The sequence below is a fragment of the Amycolatopsis camponoti genome, from assembly GCF_902497555.1.
GTDB classification, from domain to species: domain Bacteria; phylum Actinomycetota; class Actinomycetes; order Mycobacteriales; family Pseudonocardiaceae; genus Amycolatopsis; species Amycolatopsis camponoti.
This window is the reverse complement of sequence record NZ_CABVGP010000001.1, coordinates 2,519,668-2,539,139: the sequence shown is the minus strand read 5'-3', so window position 1 is coordinate 2,539,139 and position 19,472 is coordinate 2,519,668. Positions and strand designations below refer to the sequence as shown.

Annotated in this window: 22 protein-coding genes; 7 read left to right on the top strand and 15 right to left on the bottom strand. The window is 72.0% G+C overall.

What is annotated here, in order from left to right; all coding sequences use genetic code 11:
• Nucleotides 1–127 precede the first annotated feature (127 nt).
• Nucleotides 128–967 carry an SAM-dependent methyltransferase gene (locus AA23TX_RS12175; RefSeq protein ID WP_196425293.1) on the top strand — a complete coding sequence of 280 codons (840 nt, stop codon included), beginning with the start codon at nt 128–130 and terminating at the stop codon, nt 965–967.
• A 38-nt stretch (nt 968–1,005) separates the two neighbouring features.
• Here the strand turns inward: AA23TX_RS12175 and AA23TX_RS12170 are convergent, their stop codons facing one another.
• From AA23TX_RS12170 to AA23TX_RS12130, 9 genes are all read right to left on the bottom strand, one after another.
• Nucleotides 1,006–2,727, bottom strand: a complete 1,722-nt coding sequence (locus tag AA23TX_RS12170) for an AMP-binding protein (RefSeq protein WP_155542639.1) — start codon at nt 2,725–2,727, stop codon at nt 1,006–1,008.
• A gap of 89 nt (nt 2,728–2,816) precedes the next feature.
• The gene (gene oxdA / locus AA23TX_RS12165) at nt 2,817–3,878 is read right to left on the bottom strand and encodes an aliphatic aldoxime dehydratase (protein WP_155542638.1); all 1,062 of its coding nucleotides are present in this window, start codon (nt 3,876–3,878) and stop codon (nt 2,817–2,819) included.
• 33 nt (nt 3,879–3,911) lie between these two features.
• Nucleotides 3,912–4,286: a hypothetical protein gene (locus AA23TX_RS12160; RefSeq protein ID WP_230862440.1), complete on the bottom strand. Its 375-nt coding sequence runs from the start codon at nt 4,284–4,286 to the stop codon at nt 3,912–3,914.
• Entirely contained in the window at nt 4,283–5,041 is a 759-nt protein-coding gene (locus AA23TX_RS12155) for a CbtA family protein (protein ID WP_155542637.1), read from the bottom strand. Before AA23TX_RS12155 ends, AA23TX_RS12160 begins: the two co-directional genes overlap by 4 nt.
• 17 nt (nt 5,042–5,058) lie before the next feature.
• A complete protein-coding gene (locus AA23TX_RS12150) occupies nt 5,059–5,253 on the bottom strand; it encodes a CbtB domain-containing protein (RefSeq protein WP_155542636.1) in 195 nt (64 codons plus the stop codon).
• 16 nt (nt 5,254–5,269) lie between these two features.
• Entirely contained in the window at nt 5,270–5,695 is a 426-nt protein-coding gene (locus AA23TX_RS12145) for a nitrile hydratase accessory protein (protein WP_155542635.1), read from the bottom strand.
• Nucleotides 5,695–6,294, bottom strand: a complete 600-nt coding sequence (nthA, locus tag AA23TX_RS12140) for a nitrile hydratase subunit alpha (protein WP_155542634.1) — start codon at nt 6,292–6,294, stop codon at nt 5,695–5,697. The genes AA23TX_RS12145 and nthA overlap by 1 nt, the downstream gene beginning before the upstream one ends.
• Nucleotides 6,291–6,998, bottom strand: a complete 708-nt coding sequence (gene nthB, locus AA23TX_RS12135; protein ID WP_155542633.1) for a nitrile hydratase subunit beta — start codon at nt 6,996–6,998, stop codon at nt 6,291–6,293. The genes nthA and nthB overlap by 4 nt, the downstream gene beginning before the upstream one ends.
• Nucleotides 6,995–8,527: an amidase gene (locus AA23TX_RS12130; protein WP_155542632.1), complete on the bottom strand. Its 1,533-nt coding sequence runs from the start codon at nt 8,525–8,527 to the stop codon at nt 6,995–6,997. The genes nthB and AA23TX_RS12130 overlap by 4 nt, the downstream gene beginning before the upstream one ends.
• A gap of 180 nt (nt 8,528–8,707) precedes the next feature.
• On the opposite strand from AA23TX_RS12130, the gene AA23TX_RS12125 reads away from it, so the two are divergent.
• The gene (locus tag AA23TX_RS12125) at nt 8,708–9,649 is read left to right on the top strand and encodes an AraC-like ligand-binding domain-containing protein (RefSeq protein WP_196425292.1); all 942 of its coding nucleotides are present in this window, start codon (nt 8,708–8,710) and stop codon (nt 9,647–9,649) included.
• Nucleotides 9,650–9,729: 80 nt separating this feature from the next.
• Here the strand turns inward: AA23TX_RS12125 and AA23TX_RS12120 are convergent, their stop codons facing one another.
• Nucleotides 9,730–10,311, bottom strand: a complete 582-nt coding sequence (locus tag AA23TX_RS12120) for a TetR/AcrR family transcriptional regulator (RefSeq protein ID WP_155542630.1) — start codon at nt 10,309–10,311, stop codon at nt 9,730–9,732.
• 94 nt (nt 10,312–10,405) lie between these two features.
• Here AA23TX_RS12120 and AA23TX_RS12115 point away from each other — a divergent pair, with 94 nt between their 5' ends.
• On the top strand, nt 10,406–11,362 hold the full coding sequence (locus AA23TX_RS12115) for an NADP-dependent oxidoreductase (protein ID WP_155542629.1): 957 nt from the start codon (nt 10,406–10,408) through the stop codon (nt 11,360–11,362).
• 236 nt (nt 11,363–11,598) lie between these two features.
• Here AA23TX_RS12115 and AA23TX_RS12110 read toward each other — a convergent pair whose 3' ends face one another.
• On the bottom strand, nt 11,599–12,648 hold the full coding sequence (locus AA23TX_RS12110) for an aldo/keto reductase (RefSeq protein WP_155542628.1): 1,050 nt from the start codon (nt 12,646–12,648) through the stop codon (nt 11,599–11,601).
• 102 nt (nt 12,649–12,750) lie between these two features.
• Between AA23TX_RS12110 and AA23TX_RS12105 the strand changes: the two genes are divergently transcribed.
• On the top strand, nt 12,751–13,332 hold the full coding sequence (locus AA23TX_RS12105) for a TetR/AcrR family transcriptional regulator (RefSeq protein ID WP_155542627.1): 582 nt from the start codon (nt 12,751–12,753) through the stop codon (nt 13,330–13,332).
• Between the two features lie 6 nt (nt 13,333–13,338).
• Here AA23TX_RS12105 and AA23TX_RS12100 read toward each other — a convergent pair whose 3' ends face one another.
• Together AA23TX_RS12100 and AA23TX_RS12095 are read right to left on the bottom strand one after the other, a co-directional pair.
• Nucleotides 13,339–14,169, bottom strand: a complete 831-nt coding sequence (locus AA23TX_RS12100) for an SDR family NAD(P)-dependent oxidoreductase (RefSeq protein ID WP_155542626.1) — start codon at nt 14,167–14,169, stop codon at nt 13,339–13,341.
• On the bottom strand, nt 14,166–15,104 hold the full coding sequence (locus AA23TX_RS12095; protein WP_155542625.1) for an SDR family NAD(P)-dependent oxidoreductase: 939 nt from the start codon (nt 15,102–15,104) through the stop codon (nt 14,166–14,168). The genes AA23TX_RS12100 and AA23TX_RS12095 overlap by 4 nt, the downstream gene beginning before the upstream one ends.
• Nucleotides 15,105–15,174: 70 nt before the next feature.
• Between AA23TX_RS12095 and AA23TX_RS12090 the strand changes: the two genes are divergently transcribed.
• A complete protein-coding gene (locus tag AA23TX_RS12090) occupies nt 15,175–16,086 on the top strand; it encodes a LysR family transcriptional regulator (RefSeq protein ID WP_155542624.1) in 912 nt (303 codons plus the stop codon).
• A 28-nt stretch (nt 16,087–16,114) separates the two neighbouring features.
• Here the strand turns inward: AA23TX_RS12090 and AA23TX_RS12085 are convergent, their stop codons facing one another.
• Both AA23TX_RS12085 and AA23TX_RS12080 read right to left on the bottom strand, forming a co-directional pair.
• Nucleotides 16,115–16,837, bottom strand: a complete 723-nt coding sequence (locus AA23TX_RS12085) for an SDR family NAD(P)-dependent oxidoreductase (protein WP_155542623.1) — start codon at nt 16,835–16,837, stop codon at nt 16,115–16,117.
• A 107-nt stretch (nt 16,838–16,944) separates the two neighbouring features.
• Complete coding sequence (locus AA23TX_RS12080; protein ID WP_155542622.1) at nt 16,945–17,499, bottom strand: helix-turn-helix domain-containing protein; 555 nt, start codon at nt 17,497–17,499, stop codon at nt 16,945–16,947.
• A 63-nt stretch (nt 17,500–17,562) separates the two neighbouring features.
• Here AA23TX_RS12080 and AA23TX_RS12075 point away from each other — a divergent pair, with 63 nt between their 5' ends.
• Both AA23TX_RS12075 and AA23TX_RS12070 read left to right on the top strand, forming a co-directional pair.
• Nucleotides 17,563–18,495, top strand: coding sequence for an alpha/beta hydrolase family protein (locus AA23TX_RS12075; RefSeq protein ID WP_230862439.1), 933 nt, complete (start codon nt 17,563–17,565; stop codon nt 18,493–18,495).
• A 66-nt stretch (nt 18,496–18,561) separates the two neighbouring features.
• Nucleotides 18,562–19,362: a CPBP family intramembrane glutamic endopeptidase gene (locus tag AA23TX_RS12070; RefSeq protein WP_155542620.1), complete on the top strand. Its 801-nt coding sequence runs from the start codon at nt 18,562–18,564 to the stop codon at nt 19,360–19,362.
• The last annotated feature ends 110 nt before the right edge of the window (nt 19,363–19,472 follow it).

Below are 19,472 nucleotides of genomic sequence, written 5' to 3'. Positions count from 1 at the left end.
ATATCGGGCCGCCACGAACCATTCCTTCGTGTCACGACCAAACTGGTCACAGAGGTTACCGAAGTTGTTAGGCTGCCCACCTGCGCGAACATGCTCTGTTTTCCTTGAGGTGCCGGAGGTTCACGGCATGACACTCGCACCACCGCCTGGCCTTTTCACCGCCAGGACGTGGCGGCTCCCCGTCGCTTCCCCGGCGCGGATTCACAACGCGGCCCTCGGCGGTACCGACAACTACGTTCTCGACCGCGAAGCGCTGGCCGCGCTCGAGGAGACCGCACCCGGCTTCACCGAGCTGCTCCGCGCCACCCGCGCCTGGCACGTCCGCGTCGTGCGGCACCTCGCCCACCGAGGCATCGACCAGTTCCTCGACCTCGCCGCGGGCCTGCCCCACGCCCACGAGAACACCCACCAGATCGCCCAGCGCCACAACCGCGACGCGACCGTCGCCTACACCGACACCGACCCTTTGCTGCTCAGCTACGGCCGCGCGCTGCTGGAAGACAACGACGCCACGCACATCGTGTCCGGCGATCACCTCGACCCGCACCGGCTGCTCGACAACGAGGAGCTGTGGTCGGTCCTGGACCTCCGCCGGCCGGTCGCGGTGCTGATGACCCGCGGCGTCCAGCACGAGCTCGACGACCACCGCCTGAGCGCGGCACTGACCGGGTACCGCAGCCTGCTGGCACCCGGATCGGCGCTGGCGCTCAGTGGGTGGATCGAACCGGTCGACGACCCCGATCTGGCGCGATCCGTCGAGCAGGTGTGGCACATCCACTCCGGCCGGCGTCTGCGCTGCCGCACCGGCTCCGAGCTGCGGCGGCTGTTCGACGGATACGACCTCCTCGACCCCGGCCTGGCGCCGGTCCAGAGCTGGTGGCCCGACGGACCGCTGCTGCGCGCCCCGGGAACGGCGCTGAAACTCGGCTGCGGAGGTGTCGGCGTCGTCCCTCCGACGCCCGGCTGACCCCCCGCGTCTCGGCTGACACTGATCAGCCCGCCGGTTCAGCCCTTCAGGTCCGGGAAGTCGTCGTCGCGGTACTCCCCGGCGGTCCGGCCGTGCGCGACCTCGGTTTCGCGCTGCCGCAGCTCCACCCGGCGGATCTTGCCGGAGATGGTCTTGGGGAGCTCGGCGAACTCCAGCCGGCGCACCCGCAGGTACGGCGCCAGGTGCGAGCGGGCGTGGGCGAGGATCGAGCGCGCCGTCTCCGCGTCGGGCTCGTGGCCGGCCACCAGCGAAATGTAGGCCTTCGGGACCGCCAGCCGGACCGGGTCCGGCGCCGGCACGACGGCCGCCTCGGCGACGGCCGGGTGCTCGATCAGGACCGACTCGAGTTCGAACGGGCTGACCTTGTAGTCGGACGCCTTGAAGACGTCGTCGGTGCGGCCGATGTAGGTGAGGTAGCCGTCCTCGTCCCGGGAGGCGACGTCGCCGGTGTGGTAGAAGCCGCCGGCCATCACTTCGGCGTTGCGCTCGACGTCACCCTGGTAGCCCGTCATGAGACTCACCGGCTGTCGCGCCAGGTCCAGGCAGATCTCTCCCTCGCCGGGGCCGTCGACGACCGTGGTGGTCAGCGGATCGACCAGCACGACGGGGACGCCCGGCAGCGGCCGGCCCATCGATCCGGCCTTCACCGGCTGGCCTGGTGTGTTGGCGACGCACGCGGTCGTCTCGGTCTGGCCGAAGCCGTCCCGGATGGTCAGGCCCCAGCGCTTCTCGACCTGGCTGATGACTTCGGGGTTGAGCGGTTCGCCGGCGGCGATCACCTCGCGCAGCGAGCCGGGGCCGCCGGACAGGTCGGCGTTGATGAGCATCCGCCACACCGTCGGCGGGGCGCAGAACGAGGTGACGCCCTCCTCACGGATTCGCGTCAGCAGCGCGGCCGGATCGAAGCGCCCGTAGTTGTAGACGAAGACGGTGGCCTCGGCGAGCCAGGGCGCGAAGAAGTTCGACCAGGCGTGCTTGGCCCAGCCCGGGCTGGAGATGGTGAGGTGCACGTCGCCGGGCCGCAGGCCGAGCCAGTACAGGGTCGACAGGTGCCCGACGGGATACGACACGTGGGTGTGCTCGACGAGCTTCGGCCGGCTGGTCGTGCCGGACGTGAAGTACAGGAGCAGCCGCGCCGTACTGGCGTTGCCCGGATGCGGAACCGCCGGACGACCGCCGTCGTAGGCGGCGGCGTAGTCCAGCCAGCCGTCGACGCTGCCCAGCGCGAAGCGGAGGTAGTCGCCCGGAACCTCGTCGAACTTCGCCGCGTCGGCGGGGTTGCAGATGACCGCCCGCGCCTGTCCCCGGTCCAGCCGGTCGGTCAGTTCGGCGGAGCCGACGGCGGTCGTCGTCGGCATGATGACCGCCCCGAGCCGGATCAGCGCCAGCATGCTCTCCCACAGCTCGACCTGGTTGCCGAGCATCACCACGACGCTGTCGCCGGCGCGCACGCCGTGGGCGGCGAGGTGCGCCGCCACCTGCTCGGAGCGGGTGACCAGGTCGGCGAAGGAGTACTCGCCCCGGCGTCCGTCCTCCTCCGTGATCACCAGTGCGGGCCGGTCGTTGCCGCGGGCGAAGGTGTCGAACCAGTCGTGCACGAAGTTGAAGCTCGGGCCGACGTCGGGCCACCGGAACGCGGCGACGGCTTCGGCGTAGGACGCGCGCAAGTCGTGCAGCCGGTCACGGGCGTCGCGAAGGTCGATGACCGGCGGACGCCGCAGCGGGGTGGGGGTGCTCATCGTCGGGCTCCTCGAAGCGGGCGTTTCGTGGTCAGGGGTGGTGGGCTTCTCCGGGCCGAGCGGGGGCAGCTCCGGCCCGGAGAAGCGGGTCAGGCGCCGGCCGGCGGGCGAGCGTCGCGCATCATGCCGGTTCGGGGGTGGCAGTTGACGTACTCGAAGATCTGCTCCCGGCCGTCGGACACCGACACCTCGTGGTAGAGGCGCAGCTTCTCCAAGCCGGTCACCACCCGGAAGAACGTGACGAAGATCCGCAGGTGGGTCGGGTGGGACTCGGCCCACCGCTCGAGGTGCTCCAGCGACCGCCAGTGGCCGATGTTGTAACTCTCGTCGAGTTCGTTGCCGTCGAGGTCGATGCTGCGCACGAACCGGTTGCTGTAGCAGCCGAGCGTCTCGCCGTTGTCCCGGAGGAAGTCCATGCCTTCCTCCAGCGGCGGGAGAAGCTCGTCGAGGTAGAGCGAGCGCTCTTCCTCCCCCGCGGCCCGCCAATCCTGGCCCGAGCGGATGAGGGCGATGTTGTCGTGGCCGCGGACGACCACCCGGCCACCGTTGCCCGGATCACCGGAGACGATGGTGAGGTTTCCGTCGGCCTGCAACCAGTCGGTCTGCGACTGCGGGATGCGGTCCCGCATCGAACCCCAGTAGCCGTGCTCACTGATCTCGCCGCTGATCTCCCCCATCACGCTCCCGACACCCGGCAGGTCGTCCTGGAACGCGTACAGGGTCTCGAACTGGTCCGCGCGGGGCGTGACGACTTCCCGGAAGTAACCGAGGCCGTCGGCGAGCCGCTCGTCGGCGTCCCACCAGCCCTTGACCTCGTCGGAGCGCAGCCAGCGACAGAAGGCGGCCGGGTCGCTCCAGTAGCCGACGGCCATGAGGTTGTGGTGGCCGGAGTCGTCGACGTGGTCGGTGAGGTCGTGGTGGACGGGGCCGTCCGCGCCCTCGAACGTGCCGGCGATGTGGCGGAGCGCGGCCACGGCGGCCGGGCGCTGCGCGTCCTGTCCGTATTGGACACCGAGGTAGGCCATGACGACCTGCTGGAGGCCGGAGCCGGCGCGGGCCACCCACATCGGGAACGGCGGCCGGTAGTCGTCGGGGACCCGCCGCGACAGGGTGCGCGGGCACTGCAGGTGGGTGTCGATCGCGGATTCCATGGTGCTTCCTCCTTGACGAAACGTTCTGGACGGTCACCGGCCGGGGGCGCTCACCCGCCGGAGCCCGGCCGCGGACAGCACCTCGCCGAGTTCTTCCGGTGGCTCGGCGAGGCCCGGGCCACCGCGCCGCACCCAGTCGGCGACGGCGCGGGCCCGTTCGACGGTGTTGACCTTCGTGACCCAGGCCGGCCGGGCACCTCGCCGGCGCCCCTCGACGGCCGGGTTCACGACCACGACGTTCGAGAGGTCGCACGCCCACAGGCAGCCGACGCGGGTGAGCCGCGCTTCGGGCCCGATCGCGGTGCCGAGGACGTCGGCGATGCCCTCGTGGTCCACATCGGGATGCTTGCCGGTGGTCCCGCAGCAGCAGCCCCGGCACATCCGGACCCGCGGCCCGGACGCGTTCACCGGGCCTGGGCGCGCTGCGGACCCGGGGATGCACCGAGCCTGGGGCGGCCGGAGGCCAGGAAAGCGAAGACGGCGGCGAGAACGAGCCACATCACGCCGATCTGAGCCAGCGACGCGACGCGGAAGTGCCAGATCAGGTCGGCCGGGACGGTCGGCGGCACCGGGTCGGCGACGTCCGGCAGCGCCCAGAACAGGACGACCGTTCCGGCGATTCCCACGGCGGTGGCGGCGATCGCCCGCACCCCGTGCGTCAGGTTCCCGGCGCGCGCGACGCTGGTGACCGCGGCCGTCAGGACGACGGCGCCCACGATCGTCCCCAGGTAGGTGAGGGTGCGGACGTCGACGGTCATCGGGTCGCCGACCGCGGGCGGGTTCGCCGGGATGACGAGGGCCGGGGCCAGGGTGAAGGAGACGAAACCGAGCCCGGCCAGCACCATCACCGACGACGCGGGCGAGCCGCTGCCGGGCAGCCTCGCCCGGAGGAACCGGTGCACGAGCGCGAACGCGATGCCGATCAGGGTTCCGACCACGATCACGGTGGCCAAGCCGAACGAGACCTGCTCGCCCCGCGTCACCACCTCCCCCGCGGCCTGCGCGTGGCCGGCGTGCTCTTCGGCCTCCGCGTCTTCGATGGCGATCGCGGCGCGGATCACCGGTTCGACGAGCCAGTACATCACTGCGGACCCGGTGACCCCGGCTACGACGCCCGCGAGAGCGCCGTAGCCGATGGTGCGGCCCAGGGGAACGGTGTCCATCAGCTGTCCCCGGCCGCTCAGTGACACGGGACGCCGAGGGCGTGCCGCGCGTCGTGGGTGGCTTCGTGCAGGTAGTGGGCGGCCTGCGCGGAGAGGGCGAACCCGTTCTCCTGCAGGAGGAACAGAACGCCCAGCAGCGCGAGGACCGTGAGCGTGATGCCGAGGTGGGTGGTCGCGATCTTGCCCTTCGCGACGATGATGCGCTGTGTCATGGGACTTCCTTCCGGGTCAGGCGGGAACGGTGCGCGCGGGGTCGACGGCGATCGGCTCGGTGTGCGCCTCGTGGTGGTTGCGGTTGGCCGGCAGCGCCAGGACTTCCTCCGTCTGCACGTCGAGCGCGGCCGCGTCGAGCACGCCCGCCTTGGCCATCACCACTTCCAGAGCGGAAACCCAGTGCCGGTAGTAGGACCACGGGGCGTCGCTCGACTCCCAGTCCTGAATGGACGCGATCAGCGCGCCCTGGAACTCCGACCAGTCGAACCCGAGCCGGCGGTGGGCGGTGACGGCCATCGCGAACGCCCGGATTTCCCAGGGGTGCTCGAAACCCGGGTCGCCGCCGGGCATCCCGCAGACGAGCTGCTCGACCTCGCGGCGCGTTTCCCCGAGGGCCGCGGCGCTGGAGTACGGCGCCGGCAGGGTCGTCGTGGCGGACATCAGGCGACCTCGGCGACCGGGCCGACGCCGATCATGGAGTCGCGGGTGACCAGGGCGAGCAGTTGCTCCTCGGTCCACCCCTCGGTGCCGGCGGGGCGCCGCGGCAGCACCCAGTAGCGCATCTCGCTGCTGGAGTCCCACACCCGCACCTCGACGTCCTCGGGGACGTCGAAGCCGAACGCGTCGCGCAGGACCTTGCGCGGCTCCCGGGTGATCGCGGCGCGGTACTGCGGGTCCTTGTACCAGTTCGGCGGCAGGCCGAGCACCGGCCACGGGTAGCAGGAGCAGAGGGTGCAGACGATGATGTTGTGCACCGTGGCGGTGTTCTCCACCACGACCATGTCCTCGCCCTGCAGGCCGCTGATCCCCAGCTCCTGGCACGCCTCGGACGCGTCCTCGACGAGCCGGGCCTTGAACCCGGGGTCGCTCCAGGCCTTGGCGACGACCTTGGCGCCCAGCTGCGGCCCGACCTCGTGCTCGTAGATCTCGACCATCCGGTCGATGGCCTGGGTCGTCATGACCCCCTGCTCGATGAGCATCGACTCCAGCGCCTTGACGCGGGCGGCGATCTCTTCCTGGGTACGGATCTTCGCGCTCATGCGTGCGCTCCTTCGGCGGTGGTGGCGAGCTCGAGGTAGGGGTCCCAGACGTCGAAGTAGACCGACCCGTTGGGCTCGGCGTGGTCGGCGCCCCACAGCTCGTCGTTGGTGAACCGGACGGTGTAGACGTGCTCGGGGTGCTCGCCGAGCCCGTTGCCGGCGGTGTCGGGGTAGATGAAGGCGCCGTGGGCCAGCACCACCTCACCGACGGCACCGCGGATGTAGCGGGCCCGGCGGGTGTGGCCCTTCGGCGAGGACCGGTCGACGCGGACGACGTCGCCGACCTCGAACCGGGCCGGCTTGGCCGGCTCGCGCTTCGCGGTGGCGCCCGCGGGGACGACGGCGTTGACGAACGCGAGCAGGTCGGGGTCGTCGGCGTGCTCGGGCAGCGGGGCGTCCGGGTTGGCCAGGTAGTACTCGGTCCGGCGGTCGAGCTCGGCGAGGTCGAGCTTGCCGAGCTGCTCGCCGTAGTGCTCGACGGTGTGGACCCAGTGCTCGTAGTACGGCGACTTCAGGTACACGGCCGGGTCGATCAGCTCGATGCCGTGCCGGAACTGGTCGACGCCGAAGAAGCCCGCCCGGAAGCACAGGGCGAACATCGGGAACACGGCTTTCTCCCACTCCGTCCGGAAGACCGGTTCCTCGTCCGGGACGACGACCGGACCGACTCCGTCGGTGCCGGCGAGGTCGAATACTCCGTTCATGCGCTGAGCTCCTTGTGGTAATCGGGCGCGGTGAGCGTTCCGAGCGTGCGTTCGAAAGCGTGGGCGGCGGCCAGCACGCCGGCGTCGTCGTGCTTCCGGCCGATGACCATCAGCCCGACCGGGAGGCCGCCGGACAGGCCGGCGGGGATCGAGCAGGCCGGGTGCCCGGTCACGTCGAACGGTGCGGTGTTGGAGACCATCTCCAGTGCGCGGCCGATGATCTCTTCGACCGGTGCGTCCGCGGACGGGATCGGGCTCGCGGTGATCGGGAGCGTGGGCATCACCAGGACGTCGTAGGTGGCGAGAGCCGTGTCGTAGGCGGCGGCCAGGACGCGCTCGAGGTTGCGGGCCTTCGCGTAGCCCGCGCCATAGCCGTTCCGCAACGCGTAAGTGCCGCCGAGGGCGACCAGCTTCACCGTCTCCGAGAACGCCGACGGATCCTGTCGCCACTGCCGGCCGTAGAACGCCATCTGATCCGGGTCGTAGGCGCCCTTCCAGTTGAGTCCGTAGGCGTTGCCCTGCACCATCTGCCACGTCGCGCCCTCCACGGAGATGACGTCCCAGATCGCGGCGCCGTGCTTGTGCCACGGGATCGGCACCTCCTCGGCCACGTGGCCCGCGGCGGTCAGGCTCTCGACGGCCCGCCGGACCACGGCGTTGACGCCGGGATCGGAGTTGGCCTGGTCGAAGCCTTCGGCCACCACCCCGATCCGCAGGCCACGGTCCAGCTCCAGCGCTTCGACGTAGTCGATTCCGGCGAGGCCGATCAGCTGCCGGGGATCCTTGCCGTCCGCGCCGGCGAGGACGGTCAGCATGGCCGCGGCGTCGGCGACCGTCGGCGCGATCGGGCCGAGGTGGTCGAGGGTCTGCTCGATCGGGAACGCGCCGGTGTAGGGCACCAGGCCGAAGGTCGGCTTGTGCCCCACCACCCCGCAGAAGGACGCCGGGATGCGGATCGAGCCGCCCTGGTCGCCGCCGATCGCCAGGTCGACCTCGCCCGCCGCGACCAGGGCGGCGCTGCCGCTCGACGAACCGCCGCTCGTGCGGTCCAGGTCCCACGGGTTGCGGATCGGCCCGGACTTCGCGGTGTGCGAACCGCCGGAAAAGCACAGGTCCTCGCACACCGACTTGCCCGCGATGGTCGCCCCGGCGTCGAGCAGGCGCGTCACGACGGTCGCGTCCACCTTCGGGACGAAGCCCCGGACCGTCTCCGACCCGTTCATCATCGGGACCCCGGCGACGGCGACGTTGTCCTTGACGGCCACGCGCCGCCCGGCCAGGGTTCCGTCCGGGCGTCCGGTGAGCTCGGTGGTGACGTACCAGGCGCCCAGCGGGTTGTCGGCCGGCTCGGACCATTCCCGCCGCGGAGCCGTCGGGGCCACCTCGGCGTCGTACAGGTCGTCGACGACGGCCCACGAGCCGAGCAGGCCCGTCGTCGCGGCGTGGTACACGTCGAGGTCCCCGGGAGCGATGCCCAGCCCCAGCTCGCCGGCGAGGCCCTCGATCGCGCTGCGTGAGGGGAGCTCCATGGTTTCTCCTCGTCAAGGTCCGGTGTCTGCGAGCGATCGAATGCCCGCGGCGCGCCGGGGTCAACGAGGTGCGGCGGCCTTGGATAGCGAGAGTCAATGTCAGGGCACGGACGTACAGCGAAGGGCCCGCGGACCCCGCACGAAGTTGACAAGGTTCCGGTCGCGTCGCACTGTTGGCCCATGTCAGGTGCGGTGCAGATCGATGCCGCGGACCGGCCGCCCCCGGAACGCGTCGACTACTGGCGCTCGATCGTGTGCGACCAGTTCGTGCCGCTCGCGGTCGAGCCGGTCGGGTCCGCCCTGCGCGGGAGGGTCGCCGGTGGCGACGTCGCCGAGACCCGGCTGCGGCGGATCCGCGCCACCCGGCACACGTTCGAACGACGGACCCGCGACATCCGCACCGAAGACCCCGGAGTCCTCCACCTCCTGTTGCAGGACCACGGTCAGGCGACGGTGGAGCAAGACGGCCGGACCGCCACCCTGACGCCGGGCGATCTGCTGTTCTACGACAGCTCCCGTGCGTTCGCCTTCCGGACCGGCGAGGAATTCCAGTTCACGATCTGCCTGCTGCCGAAGAGGCTGCTCCCGGTGCCGGAGAAGGTGCAGAAGGACCACACCGCACGGATCTTCTCCTCCCAGGAGGGCGTCGGCACCGCGGCCGCCGCGCTCCTCACGTCGATGGCGCGGCAGGTGACGGAGGCCGCTCCGCGCCAGCAACTGGCCCTGCAGCAGGCGATGGTGAGCGTGTACGTCGCGTTGATGTCGGAGGACGGGATCGGCGGCAGCCCACCGGAGATCCACCTGTCCCTGGCGAAGTCGTTCATCGTCCGCAACCTGGGTGACCCGAAGCTGTCCCCGGCGGACGTGGCGGCGTCGTGCAACCTCTCGCTGAGCTACCTGCACCGGATCTTCTCCGGCGACGGCACGACGGTCGCGGGCTACCTGCGGGAGCAGCGGCTGCAGGCTGCCCATCGCGATCTTTCGTCGGCCGCGGTGGACGAGCCGGTGATCCAGGTCGCCCAGCGATGGGGCATCACCGACGCGGCCCACTTCAGCCGGATGTTCAAGAAGCACTTCGGCCTCACGCCGGGCGACCTGCGCCGCCGCACCGCACGCTCCTGAGAGGCGGCCTCGGCCGGGGTGGTGTCGCCATTCATCGGGCCACTGATCGCTTTCCGCGACCAAGTCGCCCGGAATCGGGCTCAGACCGGCCGGGCCGTGGGCCGGAGGCCGTCCATGAGCAGGTTCAGCAGGCGACCGGCCTTGGCTTCGTGCTCGGGCCGGGGGGCCACGGTGAAGATGCCGATGAGGGACGCGGCGATGTCTTCGGCGGTGACGTCGGAGCGGAGGTCGCCCGCCGCGCGGCCGGCGTCGAGGATCGTGTCGATGGCCGCCAGCAGCTCGGTCCGGGTCCGGGCATGGGCGATCTCGCCCACCTCGATCATCGCGAGCAGCGTGTCGAGCATGCCGTTCTTGGTCGCGATCCAGTCCCCGAACAAGTCCATCCAGCGCCGCATCGCCGCGGCCGGGGGCAGCTCGCCGAGCAGCTCGCCTGCCCCCGTCGTCAGCCGCACGACCTGGTCCCGGTAGACCGCGTCGACCAGCGACTCGCGGGTCGGGAAGTGCCGGTAGAGCGTGGCGATGCCGACCCCGGCCTCGCGCGCGATCGCCCGCATCGACGGCTCGGCGTCGGCCGAGACGAACATGCGGGTCGCGACGGCGAGCAACTGGTCGCGGTTGCGGGTCGCGTCCGCGCGGGGTCCTCGCGTCTCCACGTCAGCCAAAACGGATCACGCTCCGGTTGTGTTAGAGTCGATCTGGTAAACGGAGCATAGTCCGTTTCGCTGCGTTCCCTCACCCCCAAGGAGACAGGCGTCCATGCAGCACCAGAGCGCGCACCCGTCGACGGCCACGAGCAGGGCAGTCCAGCTCGACGCGTTCGGCGGTCCCGAAGTCCTGGACGTCCGGGAGATTCCCGCGCCGCGGGCCGGCGCCGGCCAGGTCCGGGTGCGGGTCACCGCGGCCGGTCTCAACCCGATGGACTGGATCATGACCGCCGACGCGGACACCGCCGCCCGGTTCGGCTTGAGCCTGCCGGCCGGGTTCGGGTCCGACTACGCGGGAGTGGTCGACCAGGTCGGTGCGGGGGTGACCGCCTTCGCACCGGGCGACCGGGTGTTCGGGAGCGCCCTGTCCCGCGCGGTCGCCGGCTTCGTGGTGATCGACGCGGCCGGGGAGATCGCGGCGAACGAAGCGCATCACACCCCCGACGGCGTCGACGACCGCACCGCCGCCACCCTCGCGATCGCCGGCCGCACGGCATCCGCCGCCCTCGCCGTGGTCTCCCCCGGCCCGGACGACACCCTGCTGATCGGCGGCGCGGCGGGCGGAGTCGGGGTGTTCGCCGTCCAACTGGCCCGGCTCACGGGAGCGCGCGTGATCGGGACGGGATCGGCGACATCGTTCGACTTCCTCCGCGACCTCGGCGCCGAGCCGGTCACGTACGGCGACGGCCTGGCCGACCGCGTCCGAGCCCTCGCCCCCGGCGGCGTGACCGCCGCGATCGACCTGCACGGAACGGAAACAGCCCACACCGCAAAGGAACTCGGCGTCCCGGGCGACCGCATCTGCACCATCGCCGTACAGGTCGAGGGCGTGCCGGGGGCCAACGGCGCGAACGCCGCTCCCGGCGCACTGGACGAGATCGCCCGCCTGGTCGCGGCGGGCCGGATCCGGGTGCCGATCGCGGCAAGCTTCCCGATCGACCGGATCCGCCAGGCGGCCGAACTCCAGGCCGGCCGGCACGTGCACGGCAAGGTCGTCATCGACCTCTAGCCCGAGGCCGTCGCGACGATGAAGGCGCCGTCCCGGCTGCGCCAGGTCGCCGGAACGATCCCCTGTCGGAGCCTCAACCCGAAACCGCGACCGGCAGCATGCCCCCGTCGGATGCGGTGCGGGCGATGAGGCCACTGCCGACGGTGATCGCCATCAAGTTCCCGGCGATCACTACCCCCTGCGCACGTAGGTGTGGACCGCGATGAGGCCGTTCGCGCCGGAGCGGATGATCGGGGTCACTTCAGCGCCATGCCCGGGACGCGGGCGCGGATCGCGTCCATGGTCGCCTCGTCCGAGACGCCCTGCCAGTCGTACCGCGGCGTGTACGGGGCAGTGAGGGCGCGGACGTCTTCGTCGGTGAGCTCGACGTCCAAGGAGGCGATGGCGTCGTCGATCTGCTTGGTCGAACCGGCGCCGACCAGCGGGGCGGTGACCACCGGCTGGCGGTGCAGCCAGGCCAGGGCGATCGCCGCGCGGCTCACGCCGTGCTCGGCGGCGACTTTCCCGACCGCGTCGATGATCGCGCGGTTGGACGCCTCCTCGGTCGGCGAGTAGAGCAGGTCGGCGTACGCGCCATCGGTGTCGGAGCGGGCGGTCGACTTCGCCTCGTCCCAGGCGCGGGCCAGCCGGCCGCGCCCCAGGGGGCTCCAGATGATCGTGCCGACGCCTTCGTCCAGGCACAGCGGGATCATCTCGCGTTCTTCTTCACGGGCGAGCAGGTTGTAGTGGTCCTGCATGGACACGAACCGCGCCCAGCCGTGCTGCTTCTGCAGGTGCAGGGCCTTGGCGAACTCCCAGGCGAACATCGACGACGCGCCGAGGTAGCGCACCTTGCCCGCCTTGACCAGGTCGTGCAGCGCTTCGAGGGTCTCCTCCAGCGGAGTCGCGTGGTCGTTGCGGTGGATCTGGTAGAGGTCGATGTAGTCGGTGCCGAGCCGCCGGAGGCTGTGGTCGACCTCGGTCATGATCGCCTTGCGGGACAAGCCTTTCCCGTTGGGACCGGGGCGCATGGGGTGGCGCAGCTTGGTGGCGATCACGACGTCGTCGCGGTCGGCGAAGTCCTTCAACGCACGGCCGAGGATTTCCTCGCTGGAGCCGTTGGAGTACATGTTCGCGGTGTCGAAGAAGGTGATGCCCGCGTCCAGGGCGTGCTTGATCAGGGGGCGGGCCTGCTCCTCGCCCAGGGACCACACGGGGTGGCCGCGGTCGGGCTCGCCGTAGGTCATCGCGCCGATCGCGATGGGCGAGACCTCCAGGCCGGTGGTGCCGAGCTTCACGTAACGCATGAGGGGTTCTCCAGGGGGTAAACTCGCGGAGGATTCTCCGGAAGTACCTCCGAAACTAGCGGAGAGTTCTCCGCATGTCAAAGCGTGAGGCATCATCGAGTCATGACCGACCAGACGCCGGGCACCTACGGCACGCAGCGGAAGGCCGCCGCGCGCAACCGTGTCGCGATCATCGAGGCCGCCCACGAGCTGTTCGCGGCGGACCCGCTCGTGCCGCTGAACGACGTCGCCAAGCGCGCCGGCGTCGGCGCCGGAACGCTCTACCGCCACTTCCCCACCCGGCAGGACCTGATCCTCGCGGCCTACGAGCACGACATCGAACGCCTGACCACCACCGCCGACGACGTGCTGGCCCGCCACTCGTCCGCGAAAGCCGCCTTCATCGAGTGGTTCGAGACGCTGTCGGCCTACATCCGCATCAAGCACGGCCTCGGCGACGCCCTGCACAGCGCCGCCGCCCAGAACGTGATCAGCGACTCGTGGGCGCCGACCACCGCGGCGGTGAAGAAGCTCGTCGACGCCTGCGTGGCCGAGGGCACCATCGCCCCCGGCCACGACCCGGCCGACATCATCATGCTGATGAGCTTCCTGTGGCGCGTCGCGAACGACGACGAGGGTGCGGCACAGGGGCGGCGCCTGATCGCCGCCGTGTTCTCCGGTCTCCAGGCGCCGCCACCGGCCTGACCGGGGTCATCGCCAGGGCAGGACCTCGCCGTCGCGGACCAGCCCGCCGTACTGGGCGGGGTCCACGGGCCGGAACACGAGATCCAGCAGCACTTCCGCCGCCTGGGCGGGGCTCGGGGCGTCGCGCACGTCCCACCACATCGCCGACGTCGGGGTGTTCATCATGCCCGGGCAGACGGCGGCCAGCAGGATGTCCCGGGCCAGGTCGGCTTCCCTCCGCTCACCCGCGAGCGCACGCACGGCCGCGACCTGGCCGATCTTGGACGGGATGTTGACGAACCCCGGCCAGTCGCCGCCGCGGGCGCTGCCGTCGGCGACCGCATCGCGCCAGACCGCCACCTGCTTGTCCACCTCGTCCAAAGAGGACAGTCCGTCGAACCGGCCGTGCAGTGCGGGCGCGAGGTGGTTCAGCGTGCCGAACGAGCTGGCCACGACGAGGAACCGGCCGCCGTCGCGCAGCAGCGGCGCGAACGCCCGCAGCAGCCGGGTGGTGCCGAAGTTGTTGACCTCGGCGTAGGCGCCGACGATCTCGCGCGGGTCGTCCTCGGGCCCGACGCGCATGACGGCGTTGCCGAACACGATGTCGACGCCGCCGTGGCGCTCGGCCAGCCGCTCGGCGAGGCGGCCGGCCTCGTGGGGGCCGGCGACGTCGAGGACCTCGCCGCGGACGCGGGCCCCGCCGGCGGGCAGTGCTTCGACGGCCTGGGCGACGCGTCCGGCGTCCCGGCCGGTGAGGTACACGGTGTCCTCGGTGGACATCCGGGCGGCGAGCCCCTCGACGAGGGCGAGCCCCAGGCCTTGGGTGGCGCCGGTGACGAGGGCGACCTTCGCGGTCATGCGATTCCTTTCGCGAGCAGGGTTTCCGACAGGGTCCACAGGCGCTCGGCGCCTTCGGGGTCGAGCGCGTAGCGGGCCACGCCGTGCAAGGGCGGGGCTTCGCCTCGGCGGTCGATGGTCGCCGTCTCCTCGCAGTCGGCGAAGTAACGACCGCCGATCCCGTCGAGCAGCGGTGACGTCGCGAGCAGGACCGACGTGGCGGCGCCCTGTTCCGGGGTCTTGATCAGCTCGGGCGGGACCTGGCCGCTGCCGCGGCCGCCGGTGTGGCGCTGCAGGTTCGTGTAGATCGCGCCCGGCATCAGCGCGTTCGCGGTGATGCCGTCCCGCGCCCAGCGGCGCGTCGCTTCGACGGCGAAGAGCACGTTGGCGGTCTTGGACTGGCCGTAGGCGAGCCACGGGTCGTAGCGCCGGAAGGCGAAGTTGACGTCGTCGAAGACCACCGGCGACTGCATGTGCCCGGTCGAGCTGACCACCACGATCCGGGCGGCACCGTCGGCGGCCAGCGCGCCGTGCAAGCCGGTGGCCAGGGCGAAGTGCCCGAGGTGGTTGGTGGCGAACTGCAGCTCCCAGCCCTGCGGCGTGTACCGCTCCGGCGTGGCCATCACCCCGGCGTTGTGCACGAGGACGTGCAGCGGGCCGCCCCAGGACCCGGTGAACGCGGCGACCGAGGCGGGATCGGCGAGATCCAGTGGGGCGACGCGCGGCGCGGTGCTGCCGGTGGTGGCGGCGATGTCCCGCGCGGCCCGCTCCCCCGCCTCGACGTCGCGGACGGCCAGGGTGACCTCCGCGCCGGTGGCGGCCAGTGCGCGCGCGGTCTCGACGCCGAGGCCGGACGACGCGCCGGTCACCACGGCCCGCCGGCCGGTGAGGTCGGCACCCCGGGCGACGTCCAGGGCGGTGCTGCTGAATCCGAAGGGGGTGGTGATCAGGTCCATGACTCCACGCTAGGACCGGCTCGGCCATGCGGAAAGCGAAAGAAACGCAAACCTGGTATGCGTTGAAGTCATGTCCTTCTCCGATGCGTCGTTGACCGCGTTGCGGGTGTTCCGCGAGGTCGCCGAGCGCGGCACCCTCACCGCCGCGGCCACCGCGCTCGGCTACACCCAGTCCGCGGTCTCCCGCCAGATCGCGTCCCTGGAACGCGCGGCGGGCACCCCGTTGCTGGAACGGCGCCACGACGGAGTCCGGCTCACCTCGGCCGGGCAGCTCGTGGTCCGCCGGGCCGCCGACGTCATCGACCAGCTCGACGCCACCGCGCGCGAGCTGGCCGGGCTGCCCGGCGAGGAAGGGACGGTCCGGCTCGGCTGGTTCCCCACCGCGGGGGCCGACCTGGTGCCGCGCGCGCTCGCCGCCCTACGGCGCACCCACCCCGCCATCACCGTGCTCAGCCGCGAGGGCCGGACCCCGGCGCTGGTCCGCGCCCTGCGCGCCGGCACCGTCGACCTCGCACTGCTGGCCTCCGCACCGCCGTTCCGCCCACCCGACACCGAAACCCCGGCCCTGGTCCTGCGGACGCTCACCGAGCGCAGCCTGCGCGTCGCGGTGCCCGACGGCCACCCCCTCGCCCGCCGGGACTACATCGACGTCGCCGACCTGCGCGGGCACCGCTGGATCGGCGGCTCCGGCGAAGACCAGGCGATGGGCGTGTGGCCCGGCCTCGACGAACGTCCCGAGATCGCCCACACCGCACGCGACTGGCTGGCCAAGCTGCACCTCGTCGCGGCCGGCTGCGGCATCACCACCGTGCCCGGCGCGCTCGGATCCGTGCTGCCGGCGGGAGTCCGGGTGCTGCCCATCCGCGGCGGCCCCGGCGAGCGACGCCGCATCGTGCTCGCCCACGTCCCCCGGCCACTGCCGGAACCGGCGGCCCGCGTCGCCGCCGCCTTGCGGACCGCCGCCCTGGAAACCGACACCTGATCCGGTGGCCCCGGCGCGGCCCCACCGCTCAGAAGACGAACTGCTGCCCGCCGTCGATGTCGTACGTCGCGCCCGTCAGGGCGGTGTTGGTCATCAGGTGGACGGCCAGCGCGGCGACGTCGGCCGGGCCGACCACCCGGCCGATCGGGAGCTTCTCGCGCAGCTCGGCGCGGCGGTCCTCCAGCTGGTCCCCGAGCAGCGTCGCCGACAGCGGCGTGTCCACGAACCCCGCGGCGATCAGGTTGACGCGCACGGGCGCGAGTTCGAGTGCGAGCGCCGCGGTGAACGGCGGCAGCGCGGCGGTCGCCGCCGAGACGATGCCCAGGCCGTGCCCGATGCGCCGGCCCCCGGTGCCGCCCATCAGCAGGATCGCCCCGCCCGGCCGCATCTTCGGAGCGGCGTGCCGGGCGATCTCGAGGGAGACGACGATGTGGTCGCTGACCGCCGTCCGCACGTCCTCGGCGCTCATCTCCAGCAACGGCCCGTAGTGCGGCCCGCCCGCGGTGACCAGCACGTGGTCGATCGTGCCGGGCAGGCTGCCGAAGAACTCCGCCACCGCCGCGGCGTCCGAGGCGTCGAACGCGGCGGTGCTGCGCGCACCGAGTGTTTCCGCCGCACGTTCGAGCTTGGCGGGGTCGCGGCCGGTGAGGACGACGTCGGCCCCCTTCGCGCGCGCCAGCCGCGCGGTCTCGAACCCGATGCCGGCGCTGCCGCCGATCAGCACGACCGTCTGTCCGTCCAGGTCCGTCATCCCGGCAGCTCCGTTCCCCCGGCCTTCCGGCCGGCGCCACGCCACGCTAGCGCTCCCCGGCGCCGGGCGATGTCACCCGATCGCCGGGTCTTCCCGGCGCGAACGGCTCAGCCACCGGGCTCGGTATCGGCCTCCGTCCCGGGTTCGTCCGGCACGACGACGAGGCTGACGACGCGGCGGATCCGGCCTTCCCGGGCGTTGCCCATCCGCGAGACGACCGCCCGTTCGATCTCCTCGACCATCGCGGCGAACTCCTCGTCGGACAGCCACACCGCCGCCTGCCGGTAGACCACGCCGTCGGCGTGGGGGTCGGCGTTCTCGTGGGCGAGGTAGCGGTCGAAATCGCCCATCAGCGAGGCCGCGAACGTCGTGTACGCCCGGCGGTGCTCCGCCAGGGTCATCGCCGCGCGCGCCGCGGGGTCGACGACCGCCTCCTCCTTGCGCACCCGGTAGCTGCGCTCCGTCGTGCCGCGCACCCGCCGTTCCTCGGCCACCTCCAGCACGCCCGCCTCGGCCAGCACCGCGATCTGCCGGTACATCGTCGCCGGCGCGATGTCGGGGATGCGCTCGCGAAGCTGCCCCGTGGTCAGCGGATCGGCGTCGAACAGCGCCTGCAGGATGCGCATCCGGACGGGGTGCAGGAGAAGGTCCGCGGTTGCCATGGACGAATGTTCTCACATGCGATACTGTTCCCACCACTGAGAACATTCGCATGATTGATAATGATGGGAGAAGCACTCATGGGGGACGTCGACATGACGGTCACCGCGGACGACGGACTGCGGCTGGCCGGCACCCTGACCCTGCCCGCGGGCGCCGGCCCGCACCCCGCCGTCGTGCTGCTGCACGGATCCGGACGGCTGGACCGCGACGCCAACACGGGCCGGCTCCGCATGGCGTACGGAGCGCCCATGGCGGCCGCGCTCGCGAAGGACGGGATCGCCACGTTGCGCTACGACCGGCGCGGGGTCGGCGCCACGCCCGGCGACTGGCGCGCGACCGGGTTCACCGACAACCGCCGCGACGCTGCCGCCGCCGTGCGCGCCTTGGCCGCGCGACCGGACATCCGCGCGGACGCCGTCGGCGTCGTCGGACACAGCGAAGGCGCCATCCACGCCATGTCCCTCGGCGCGCACCCGGACGTCGCCGCGGTGGTGCTGCTGGCCGGGTTCGCCCGCCCGGGCGAGGACGCCTTGCGCCGGCAGGCCGGGATGATCGCCCGCGATCTCCCCGCGTTCGCCCGGCCGGCGCTGCGCGCGTTCGGCGGGCGGCGGCTGGCCCGGCTCAAGACGACGAGCACGGACGTCGCGCGCGTCGCCGGAGTCCCGGTGAACGCCCGGTGGCTGCGCGAGCTGCTCGCCCACGACCCGCGCGCGGACCTGGCGAACATCCGCGTCCCCGTCCTGGCGATCACCGGCGGCAAGGACATCCAGGTCGACCCCGCGGACCTGGACGTGATCCGCCGCCTGGTGCCCGGCGACGTCGAGGTCCACCGGATCGACGACCTCACCCACCTGCTGCGCCGCGACCCCGGCCGGCCGTCGGTGCGGTCCTACTCCCGGCAGCTGCGCCGCCCGGCCGACGCCGACCTGCTGGCCCAGGTCTCCGGCTGGCTCGCCCGCCGGCTCGGCGCGGCTCCGGCCGCCGACCGGCACTGACGAAACCGCATTCCGCAATTGTTCCCGGGCTCGATGCTGCCCATTTTTCGCAGGAAAGGCGAAAACGTGTCCCTCGCTTCCCCGGTTCGGCAAAGAAATGGCCTCGCTCTTTTCTGGGCCGTCACGTTCACGACGAGCTGGGCCTGCTGGCTCGTCGCGATCCTGCTCGGCGGGCCGCCGACGAGCTCTCCCACGGTCGTCCCCTACCTGCTCGGCGGCTTCGGTCCGGTGATCGGCGCGATCGTGCTCCGGATCCGCCGTGCCCGCCGCGGCGAACCCGCCCCGGCGCACGCGGTGAGCTCCCGGCCGGGCGCGCGGTGGCTCTGGGTGCTGCCCCTGCTGCTGCTGGCCTCGGCCACCGTCGTCGTGGCCGCGCTGCTCGCGAAGCTGCTCGGCGGTCCCGAGCTCAGCTTGACGGCGGGACAGAACCTGATCGCGACCCTCGGCGGCCCGGTTCCGTTCGTGGTCAGCATGCTGATCGGCGGCCCGCTGGCCGAGGAGCCCGGCTGGCGCGGCACGGCCTACCCCCGCCTGCGCGCGTCGATGACCCGCCTGCGGGCCGGCCTGCTGCTGGGTGTCGTGTGGGCCGTCTGGCACGTGCCGCTGTTCTTCATCCCCGGAACCGTCCAGGCCGCGTTCGGCCTGCTCAGCTGGAGCGGGCTGCTGTTCACGCTCAGCGTCGTCCCCATGGCGCTGCTGACCGGCTACGCCTACGAACGCGGCGGCGTCCCGGCGTCGATCGCGGTCCACTTCGGCGTCAACACGACCATCGCGTTGCTCACCATCGATTCACCCGTGACGCAGGCGCTCGTCCTGGCGGTGCAGGCCGTCGTCGGGTTCGCTTTGCTCGGCCGACGCGGAAGCTAGCCGAGGCGGGGTCGTAGCCCGTCGACGTGCCCGTACCGGTCGCCGAACGGGCCCCGGAAATACCGCACGGCGCCGAAACGACCCCAAAGTGCGACGTTTCCTGATTCCGC

Excerpts from the sequence above, each read along its gene's own strand:
- AA23TX_RS12175 (WP_196425293.1), top strand. The coding sequence starts at position 128 with ATGACACTCGCACCACCGCCTGGCCTTTTCACCGCCAGGACGTGGCGG.
- AA23TX_RS12170 (WP_155542639.1), bottom strand. The coding sequence starts at position 2,727 with ATGAGCACCCCCACCCCGCTGCGGCGTCCGCCGGTCATCGACCTTCGC.
- oxdA (WP_155542638.1), bottom strand. The coding sequence starts at position 3,878 with ATGGAATCCGCGATCGACACCCACCTGCAGTGCCCGCGCACCCTGTCG.
- AA23TX_RS12155 (WP_155542637.1), bottom strand. The coding sequence starts at position 5,041 with ATGGACACCGTTCCCCTGGGCCGCACCATCGGCTACGGCGCTCTCGCG.
- AA23TX_RS12150 (WP_155542636.1), bottom strand. The coding sequence starts at position 5,253 with ATGACACAGCGCATCATCGTCGCGAAGGGCAAGATCGCGACCACCCAC.
- AA23TX_RS12145 (WP_155542635.1), bottom strand. The coding sequence starts at position 5,695 with ATGTCCGCCACGACGACCCTGCCGGCGCCGTACTCCAGCGCCGCGGCC.
- nthA (WP_155542634.1), bottom strand. The coding sequence starts at position 6,294 with ATGAGCGCGAAGATCCGTACCCAGGAAGAGATCGCCGCCCGCGTCAAG.
- nthB (WP_155542633.1), bottom strand. The coding sequence starts at position 6,998 with ATGAACGGAGTATTCGACCTCGCCGGCACCGACGGAGTCGGTCCGGTC.
- AA23TX_RS12130 (WP_155542632.1), bottom strand. The coding sequence starts at position 8,527 with ATGGAGCTCCCCTCACGCAGCGCGATCGAGGGCCTCGCCGGCGAGCTG.
- AA23TX_RS12125 (WP_196425292.1), top strand. The coding sequence starts at position 8,708 with ATGTCAGGTGCGGTGCAGATCGATGCCGCGGACCGGCCGCCCCCGGAA.
- AA23TX_RS12115 (WP_155542629.1), top strand. The coding sequence starts at position 10,406 with ATGCAGCACCAGAGCGCGCACCCGTCGACGGCCACGAGCAGGGCAGTC.
- AA23TX_RS12110 (WP_155542628.1), bottom strand. The coding sequence starts at position 12,648 with ATGCGTTACGTGAAGCTCGGCACCACCGGCCTGGAGGTCTCGCCCATC.
- AA23TX_RS12105 (WP_155542627.1), top strand. The coding sequence starts at position 12,751 with ATGACCGACCAGACGCCGGGCACCTACGGCACGCAGCGGAAGGCCGCC.
- AA23TX_RS12100 (WP_155542626.1), bottom strand. The coding sequence starts at position 14,169 with ATGACCGCGAAGGTCGCCCTCGTCACCGGCGCCACCCAAGGCCTGGGG.
- AA23TX_RS12095 (WP_155542625.1), bottom strand. The coding sequence starts at position 15,104 with ATGGACCTGATCACCACCCCCTTCGGATTCAGCAGCACCGCCCTGGAC.
- AA23TX_RS12090 (WP_155542624.1), top strand. The coding sequence starts at position 15,175 with ATGTCCTTCTCCGATGCGTCGTTGACCGCGTTGCGGGTGTTCCGCGAG.
- AA23TX_RS12085 (WP_155542623.1), bottom strand. The coding sequence starts at position 16,837 with ATGACGGACCTGGACGGACAGACGGTCGTGCTGATCGGCGGCAGCGCC.
- AA23TX_RS12080 (WP_155542622.1), bottom strand. The coding sequence starts at position 17,499 with ATGGCAACCGCGGACCTTCTCCTGCACCCCGTCCGGATGCGCATCCTG.
- AA23TX_RS12075 (WP_230862439.1), top strand. The coding sequence starts at position 17,563 with ATGGGAGAAGCACTCATGGGGGACGTCGACATGACGGTCACCGCGGAC.